General features: G+C 65.7%; 7 protein-coding genes and 1 pseudogene. 5 read left to right on the forward strand and 3 right to left on the reverse strand.

Translation table 11 applies throughout. The features are described 5' to 3' along the window. Window positions 1-161: 161 nt before the first annotated feature. The 3 genes from ACJ73U_RS08625 to ACJ73U_RS08635 form a co-directional block, all read right to left on the reverse strand. Complete coding sequence (locus tag ACJ73U_RS08625; RefSeq protein WP_407777015.1) at window positions 162-1,169, reverse strand: hypothetical protein; 1,008 nt, start codon at window positions 1,167-1,169, stop codon at window positions 162-164. Window positions 1,170-1,207: 38 nt separating this feature from the next. Then, window positions 1,208-1,444 carry a hypothetical protein gene (locus tag ACJ73U_RS08630; RefSeq protein WP_407777016.1) on the reverse strand — a complete coding sequence of 79 codons (237 nt, stop codon included), beginning with the start codon at window positions 1,442-1,444 and terminating at the stop codon, window positions 1,208-1,210. Window positions 1,445-1,843: 399 nt separating this feature from the next. Further along, entirely contained in the window at window positions 1,844-2,230 is a 387-nt protein-coding gene (locus tag ACJ73U_RS08635) for a hypothetical protein (protein ID WP_407777017.1), read from the reverse strand. A gap of 180 nt (window positions 2,231-2,410) precedes the next feature. On the opposite strand from ACJ73U_RS08635, the gene ACJ73U_RS08640 reads away from it, so the two are divergent. From ACJ73U_RS08640 to ACJ73U_RS08660, 5 genes and pseudogenes are all read left to right on the forward strand, one after another. Further along, window positions 2,411-3,523 carry a tyrosine-type recombinase/integrase gene (locus ACJ73U_RS08640; RefSeq protein ID WP_407777021.1) on the forward strand — a complete coding sequence of 371 codons (1,113 nt, stop codon included), beginning with the start codon at window positions 2,411-2,413 and terminating at the stop codon, window positions 3,521-3,523. Between the two features lie 57 nt (window positions 3,524-3,580). Further along, window positions 3,581-3,937, forward strand: a complete 357-nt coding sequence (locus tag ACJ73U_RS08645) for a helix-turn-helix domain-containing protein (protein WP_407777018.1) — start codon at window positions 3,581-3,583, stop codon at window positions 3,935-3,937. Between the two features lie 466 nt (window positions 3,938-4,403). Further along, window positions 4,404-6,530: a hypothetical protein gene (locus tag ACJ73U_RS08650; protein WP_407777019.1), complete on the forward strand. Its 2,127-nt coding sequence runs from the start codon at window positions 4,404-4,406 to the stop codon at window positions 6,528-6,530. Window positions 6,531-6,589: 59 nt separating this feature from the next. Continuing rightward, window positions 6,590-6,820 (forward strand): annotated as a pseudogene (locus ACJ73U_RS08655) (transposase); the annotation flags it as partial. Window positions 6,821-6,935: 115 nt separating this feature from the next. Then, window positions 6,936-8,630, forward strand: a 1,695-nt coding sequence (locus ACJ73U_RS08660) for an NACHT domain-containing protein (RefSeq protein ID WP_407777020.1), incomplete at its 3' end; no start/stop codon positions are given.

The following is an 8,630-nucleotide window of genomic DNA, read 5'->3' on the forward strand; positions in this document are numbered from 1 at the left end:
ACAATCTTTCAATACACGACGATATCCCATATACCAGAGAGCCGCACGCCGGGTGTGGGAAGGACCTGCGGGAAACGACCGGCGGTAACACCGGCACCGCGCCCGCAGGTCTACCTCACTGATCGCTCAAGGGGTGACCGTGCCGGGGAGCCGGCTGCCGATCAGGACGACAGCAGATCCAACGTGAAACCCGTGACGAACATGGTCACGGCTGTCCAGCGGAGCCCCTTCTTCGTGGTGCGATGCAAGAACGCGGCCGCTGCCTGGTTCAGGAGGATCGACGGGCCCAGCCTGACCCAGAGAGCCAGGCGGAAGCCCGTCGGATCCTCGACGAGTGGCGGAGCAAGCAGGCAGAGGGCGACGAGCGGGCCCGCGAGAACGCCCGCGACGACGAGCGGCAGGAACAGGAACTGGGCGCCCGCCAGGATGATCGTCCAGATCTGCAGCAGGTGCTGGGTGTTGTCCATCTCGATCGACGCGGCGGTGGCGCGTTCGTAACGGGCGAGGTCGGCCTCGGACAGCCAGCTTCGGAGGAAGGAGTCCGTCTCGGCCCGCGCGAACCGATATTGCTCAGGGCAGGCCCGATCGCCGTGTGGAGCGCAGGAATGCGATCTCCGCAGCGCTCTTCTCGTGGTCTGGAGCCAGGTCTCAAACTCGGCTTGGCCGAGGCCGGCGACCGAGCCGATCTCCGGCGGGCGGCCGGTAGCCAGCACTAAGCGGAAGCCGTCGCCGGGCGGTGGTATCGGTTCCTGGTCGATGAGACCGCGGAAGACGTCCTCCCACAAGTTCGCGAAGGGCTGAAGTTGGAGGGCGTCATCCACCCCGGACAGCGTGTCCTTCGATCGCTTCTCCCGGAGCCTCGCTGCCTGAGCAAGCTTCTCGGGTCCGATGATGTCGAGGACGACCGTGAGGCCGGCGAGAAACTGCAGCATCTTGCCGATGCGGCCCCACACGTGCAGGGTGATGCCGAGCGTCAGCTGGTCGGGCTTGAGCTTTTCGTCCCACCACAGGCCGAAGACCGCCCACCAGCCATGGCGCTGGCCGATGACGACGACGATGATCAAGACGACCACGACCACTGCACGTCGCCAAGGCGATCGAATCGGCTTTTCGGATTGGTCTTCGGTGGTGGGCTCCGGCACGCCCATGGTTTCGTCGGGTGCGGGCAATCGTTACGCCGCGAACAGCTGATGGCGTTGACGAGGAGTCAGAGCCGGATGACGTCGCTGTAGGTCAGCTTCCCGCCTCCCGCGTACTGTTCCTGCTTGGTGACCACCAGCCAGAACGGCGCCAGCAGCCGGGGCTTCGGCCGCTGGCACACGCCGGTCCAGGCCGTGGTGCCGTCGGGACTGGTCGACGCCGTCAAGAACTGGCCGTCCGCCCGGCCGACTGTCGTCCGGTCCAGGTCGCCTGGGGTGAGCGCCGACGACGTCTGCAGGATCACCGAGACCCGCGTTCGGCTTGGTGCGGACCGCGTCCGTGCCGGCCGCCGACCAGTCCGCGACCGTGACCGTCACCTTGGTCAGGTCGAGGGCGTCCAGCAGCATCGTCGCGGCCCGGTGCCAGCTCCGCCCACTCCAGCGCGGCCAACCGGTGACAGCTCCGCGTCCTTGAGCGAGTTCGGCTGGTGCCACGCCAGCGCGAGGCACGCGAACGGCTGGTACACCCGACCAGGGCGCAGCACGATGTCGCACGCCCCAGCGCTGCCGCCGCTCCTCCAAATCGGATTCCAATTCGTCGAGACGGGGGAGCATTTTCGGGTTCACATGCAGCTGCGTGCACCGCAGGCAGGCTTCTCTGAACTACAGCTGCTCACAAGCAGTTATCAGCACCGGACGCTCGGTCACCTGTCTCTGAACGTCAGTGATTTCGATCGTCCACCACGGGACACCGTGGACAGTGGACAGGTAACAAACCGACAACATAACTCCGCCGCATAGGCGATGACGTGCCGGAACCCGGGCGCGATGTTGCCGGCGGCGATCTCGTCGGCGATGGCCGCATCGAGCACCTCCCCCTTCGCACGGGCTGAACATTCGCGCCGTCCCGTGACGATCCGGGGAACGGTGAGCGCCTCGTCCATCTCTTGGCCCAGATGCCAGGCACCGCGCCGGACCACCTCGGTGGGGGCGAGGCTGTCGGCCAGCACGTCGTAGCCGTGCTCGGCGGCCTGACCGCCCCGCGCGACTTGCAGGTACCGGATGCCGTGCTCGCGCAGCATCGGCAGCATGTGCGCGAACGCCAGGGAATTGCATCTAATGCAAGATCCCCACTGAGCTTACCCAGCGTACCTGTGTAGACAGCAGTAAAGCCAAGGTGGACCACATAACGCTGTGACCTGCACATTTGGACTTGGTCGTGCATTTGATGCAAGATGCGTGTGTCTGATGGGAGGTGGGCGTTGCAGCTTGTGGATGAGCCGGTGGGGTCGGCTCGGCTTGAGTTGGCCAGCGGTGTGGCGTTGCTGCATCCGGAGGACGCGGTGCTGGATGCGATGCTGGCGGGTTGGGCGAAGCAGCAGCGGGGTGGGCGGCGTCTGCAGCCGAAGACGATCCGGGATCGGGAGGCGGTGGTGCGCCGGTTCGTGGTGTTCGCTGAGGCGTATCCGTGGGAGTGGACCGCTGGCCAGGTGGATGAGTTCATGACCGCGTTGATCGCCGAAGAAGGCAAGGCCGAGTCGACGATTCGGGGTTATCAGGTGGCGTTGCGGCTGTTTTGCGACTTCATCACCTCGCCGCACTATCGGTGGGTGGAGGCGTGTGAGGAGCGGTTCGGGACGCATCCGGTGCAGGTGTGTCACGAGTGGAACACCGCCGCCCACTTGGTCGACGTTGAGTCGGATCCGAAGCGTCGGCCGATGACGCGTGAGGAGGTGCAGCGGCTGCTGGACTTCGCGGACGAGCGGGTTGAGCGTGCGGTTCGGTTGAGGCGTAAGGGAGCGTTGACCGCGTATCGGGACGCGACGGTGTTCAAGGTCATCTACGGGTGGGGGCTGCGTTGCACCGAGGTGTCCAAGCTCGACACGGTGGACTTCTACCGCAATCCGAAGGCGCCGGAGTTGGGTCGATTCGGGATGTTGCAGGTGCGGTACGGCAAACGCACCCGAGGGTCGGCTCCGCGACGCCGCACTGTGGCGAGTGTGATGCCGTGGGCGGTGGAAGCCGTTGAGGACTATCTGGTCAACATCCGACCCCGGTTCGCGTCAGGTGATCACCCGGCACTATGGCTGACCGAGCGGGGTGGACGGTTGCGGCCGCAGGAGATCGAGGAGCGGTTCGCGTCCTATCGGGATGAGTTGGGGCTGCCGAGCGAGTTGGTGCCGCACTGTCTGCGGCACTCCTACGTGACGCACCTGATCGAGGATGGGGCCGATCCGAAGTTCGTGCAGGAACAGGTGGGGCACCGGTTCGCGTCCACGACCGCGATCTACACCGGAGTGAGCACGGACTTCATGAACACGATGATGCGCAAAGCCTTGGACAGGGCGCTGAACAACACGCCAGACGCCGGGCCAGGGCCGTGAGGACCTGTCCGAGACAGAAGAAGAGGGCGCACCGACCGGAGAAGGGTGATTCGAGCGATGACGGCGAAGTTGGACTATCGATGGCATCTGCGGGAGTTGATGGCTACCAGGGGCATGTTCTCGACGACGGACCTCGGTCCGCTGTTGGTTGAACGTGGTATCCAGCTGTCCGCGAGCCAGATCTACCGCTTGGTGGTGGAGAAGCCCGAGCGGTTGAGCCTGAAGACGTTGATGGCGTTACTGGACATCTTGGACTGCACCATGGACGAGCTGATCGAACCGGTCGCGGCCGCCGGGGCGACGCGATCGCGAAAGGCAGCTGGAAGTGGTGCTTCCGGTCGAGCAAGCGGCGGCGGAGGGGTGGGGTCGTTTCGTCCCAAGCGCGCGAGGATTGTTCCGGACTCGTCCTCGTGACCCGCTCACGGACAGATCGACCCCGGTTCCTGACCGATCCGCACGCGGTGATCGCTGAGGCGGTGAGCGCGGCCGAACCTGGTTTGGCTGCCCCGGTGGTGGCCGAGGTGATCGCTGAGTTGGTCACGCACAAACCGCGGTTACGTGCGTTGGCCGAGGCGCTATATAGGGATCCGGCGCTGTTGGTCTCCGGTCGCCCGGAGGGTCCGAGGCTTGTCGGTGTGTTGATCCGCGCGTTGCAGCAGCATGGCGCTACGCATGTGGTGCTCCCGCGCTGTGCTGGGTGTGGCAAGCAACACGAGTTGACCAGCCTGGACGAGCACCGGCGGCGGATCTGTGGGTGGTGCGCGATCAAGCGCAAGGCCGCCGTGTGCATGGGGTGCGGACGAAAGCGGCCGTGGTGTACCGAGCTCGGGACGGTTCTCCGCAGTGCCAACGCTGCCCACCGACCACCGACCAGTCGCCGGTGGAGCAGATCGCTACCCACATTCGCCGGCTCGACCCCACTATCAGCGCGGACACGGTAACCGCGCTGATCCGTACGACGGTCGCGCAGCCAGCGCGTCAGCAGCGGCTCGCCTGGGAACTCGAGGCGAACCCCGCCCTGCTGACCGGCCAAGGAGCACAGGGCTCGCCCGCTGTGGTGGCGTTGGTCACCGTCTTGGTCGACCACGGCGTGCGCGGTGTTGTGCTGCCACCGTGCCCGCACTGCGGCGCCCAGTCCTCGCTGGGATGGCAACGGGAGGGCGTGCGGTGTTGTCGCCGCTGCTACGAGCGACCGCGCGTCGCCGCGTGTGGCCGGTGCGGGCAGACCAAGCCGATCGCATCCCGCACCCTGGCCGGCGAGCCGATCTGCCATCCCTGTACCCGCGCCGACCCGCTGAATTTCGCTGAGTGTACCCAGTGCGGACGTGTGGCGATGCCCGTGGTCAACAACGACATCGAGACGCTCTGCCCAGCCTGCTACCGGCCCCCGATTGCGATTTGCTCGGTGTGTGGGCGTCGGCGCCCCTGCTACCGGGCGACCACCGACACTCCGCTCTGCCACACCTGCCTGACCAAGACACGAGAACCCGAACCATGCGCGCGGTGCGGCACGACACGGCTGGTGCTCACCCGGCTGGCCGACGGTGGCGGGTTGTGCGGCACGTGTGCGCGACGCCGCGACACCTGTGTCGCCTGCGGGGAGCACAAACCGGTCCACGGACTCGCGCCAGAGGGAGCGCTGTGCCGTCGTTGCTATCCCACCCATCCCGTCTCGATGCGGGCCTGCCGCGAGTGTGGGGTCGTCGAGCGGCTCTTCCACCACGACCTGTGTACTCGCTGCGCCTGTCGTCGAAAGCTGCACGACCTACTAACCCCATCAGAAGGCATTGGCAACCAAAGCACCAGCAATGACGATTCGGCTACCGCCATCGCATCATTGCCGACTGCGGCGCAGGCGGTGGTCGAGGCACTGGCCAACGGTGACCCACGGAGCGTACTGATGTGGCTGCGTGAGACACCGCCCCGTCGAGTGTTGGCCGCAATCGGCACCGCCATCGACGAGGGCTGCCCCGTCACACACGAGTTACTCGACGAACTGGAACCGCCACAGGCGGTCACCCGCCTGCGCGCCGCATTGGTCGCCCAAGGCGTGCTCCCAGACCGCGATGAGCACCTGGCCACGCTCGAACACTGGCTGGCCCAGTACCTCCCCAACGTGCAGGACGCCGGTGAGCGAAAGATCTTGCGCAGCTTCGTCACCTGGCACCACCTCCGCCGACTCCGGCGCGGCTTCCCACAGCGCCGCACCACCTTCGAACAAGCCGTGTTCGTCAAGTCCGAGGTGCGCGTCGCGGTCCGCTTGCTGAGCTGGCTCCGTGAGCACGGATCGAGCCTGGCGAGCTGCGACCAGCACACCATCGACCAATGGTTAGCCGAGGGCACCAGCTACCACTACACGGCACGCCGCTTCCTGCTCTGGACCGTCGGCCGTGGACACGCCGCCGACATCACCGTGCCCGTCTATCCACAGGACAACCTACGGTCCGCGTTCATCGAAGACGACGAACGCTGGGCCCTGGCCCGCCGCCTGCTAAACAACACAGCACTTAACACCGTCGACCGCGTCGCCGGACTGCTGCTCCTGCTCTACGCCCAGCCCCTGGCTCGCACCGCCGTAACCACGCTCGACCAAATCACCCAACGCCTCAACGATCGGGCCGTCCAGCTCCGGCTCGGGGCAGCGCAGTTGATCCTTCCTTCGCCGCTGGACGCGCTCATGTTGGAGCTGGTCGACCGTCGGCACGGTCATGCTGTCCTCGGCCGCACCCAGGACCTGACGTGGCTGTTCCCCGGCGGCGCTGCCGGCCGACCGATCAGCGCCCGCCAACTCATGCGCCGCCTGCACCGCCTGGGCATCCACGCCCGGCTCAGCCGCAACACCGCACTGATGAACCTCGCTGCCCAACTGCCTGCCAGCGTGCTATCCGACCTGCTCAACCTGCATGTCGGGACCGCAACCGCATGGAACGAACTGGCCGGCAACACTCGCTCCGGATACGCTGCGGAGCTGTCCCGCCGCCCCAGCCGATCAACCGCACGGGATTAGGCCAGGTGGTAACTAACAGATCTTGGAGGAGCCTCGAACGTGCTCGGGGCCTCGCCGCTATCTGCTCCACCAACGCGATCGAATCGCTCAACGCCCGCTACCACAGGGCAATACGCGCTTGAGGACATTTCCCAACCGAACGGGTCGCGATGAAGTTCCTGTATCTTGTGACCCGCAGCCTGGACCCCACCGGCACAGACCGCGCCCGATGGACGATGCGCTGGAAACCAGTCCTGAACGCGTTTGCCATCACCTTCGGTGACCGCTGGCCGGGAGCCGAAACTTACTGATCAACAACGCCGGACACACCGATCACAGGACAGACCCTACAGGTGGGGTGGAATGTCGTAACGTCGGGAATGTTTGTCGCGATTGTCTCCGCAGGTTTCGACGGATGGAGGCAGTGTGCGGAAACACCGCCGGCGGTTGATCCACATCAGCTGGTGGGGTGGCGCGGGACTGGGTGTGCTCAGCCTCGGGTGGTTCCTCGTGACCGACGGCATTGAGATTGGTGACCAGCGCGCCAGCATCGTTGGCGCCGTGCTAGCCGCGGTCTCGATTGCCCTGTCGTTCTTGTTGCGGCAGGGCGATTCCGACGAGAAGAGCAGGGTGTCTCGGCAGGAGTTGTTCGCGCGTCACCTGTGCACGTTGCTGGATGAGCTGGCGAATCAGGAGGACTGGCAGGACGAGAAGTACACCGAGCTTGAGGCCGAGGTCGAACTCGAGGGCGGGCAGCGGCGCCGGTGGTTCTCCGGGCGCAAGACCGACGCGCTGCGGAGGGTCGGGTCGTTGTCGAAGGCGTTGCGCACCAGCACCGAGCGGTTGATCCTGTTGGAGGGGCATCCGGGCTCGGGCAAGAGTATCGCGTTGCGGCACGTCGCGTACCAGCTGGCCCAGGGTGCACGGCGCAGCTCGTCCAGCGACGACGTCATCGCGTTGTATGTCAACCTGAAGTCGTTCCGCCCGCAGCGCCCGGTGACCTCGGCCGCAGTGCGCGACTACGTGCGGGACGCCATCAACCCGGGCCCGAGTGCGGACGTCGACAACTACCTCGACCAGGAGTTCGGCCGGCGGATGGAGGAGGGCACGTGGCTCTTCCTCTTCGACTCCTTCGACGAGATCCCCGACATCCTGAGTTCGACGGAGGCGGACGACACGGTCAACGAGTTCGCCGAAGCGATCTCCGAGTTCCTGAGCGAGTGGACCAACTGCCGCGGCGTGCTCGCGTCCAGGGAGTTCCGCGGGCCGGGTCGCCTGGGGTGGCCGCGGTTCCGCATCCTGCGGCTGACACCGAAGCGGCGGGCCGCTCTGGTCAGGCGGTTCCGGCTCCGCCCCGAGGTCGAGCGGGATCTGTGGACCGGCCTCGGCAAGGTGCGTCCTGAAGACGAGGACCGTTACGAGACCCCGCTCGCCATGAACCTGCTGTGCTCGTATCTGCGCGACACGCAGAGGTTCCCCGAGAACCCGCACGAGGTGATGGAGAAGTTCGTCGTCAGCCGGGTCGAACGCGACAAGGCGCGGATCGCGGAAAGATTCGGCCTGGAGAGTGACTTCGTGCTTCGGCTCGCCGAAGAGTTCGCCTTCGCGATGGTCACCGTCGGGCTGCGCGCGGACAAGACAGTTCTGATCGGACTCGCAGTCGAGGGCGAGGTTGGCACCCTCGACGAGGTGACCAAAGGCGTCATAGCGCTCACGTATTCCAAGCTCGCGCACATCGAGAACCTGGGCGGGGTCGAGGAACTCACGTTCGCACACCGCAGGATCCAGGAATATTTCACCACGAGAGTGCTGCTGCGAGACTCTGACCGCGTACCGATGGACAAACTGCTCAGCGACCAGAACTGGCGCGAGGCAGTGGTCACCATTCTGCAGACACATCCGAACGACAAGGTGGACACGCTCGTGGAGACGGCTGGATCGCTTGTCACCTCGAAGCTCCCGCCGACGGACGCGACAAACTTTCAGTGGCCGGGAGGACTGGACTACCTGCTGCAACTGCTCACCGCCGGCCTGCGTCACCGCGCCACGATGCTCGGTCCGACCGTGATGGGACAGCTGTCCGAGTTCTTCGCCTGCGTTTGGCGGAAAGGAAGACGCCAC

Origin of the sequence: Actinophytocola sp. (assembly GCF_045807065.1) — a bacterium.
Taxonomy (GTDB): Bacteria; Actinomycetota; Actinomycetes; order Mycobacteriales; family Pseudonocardiaceae; genus Actinophytocola.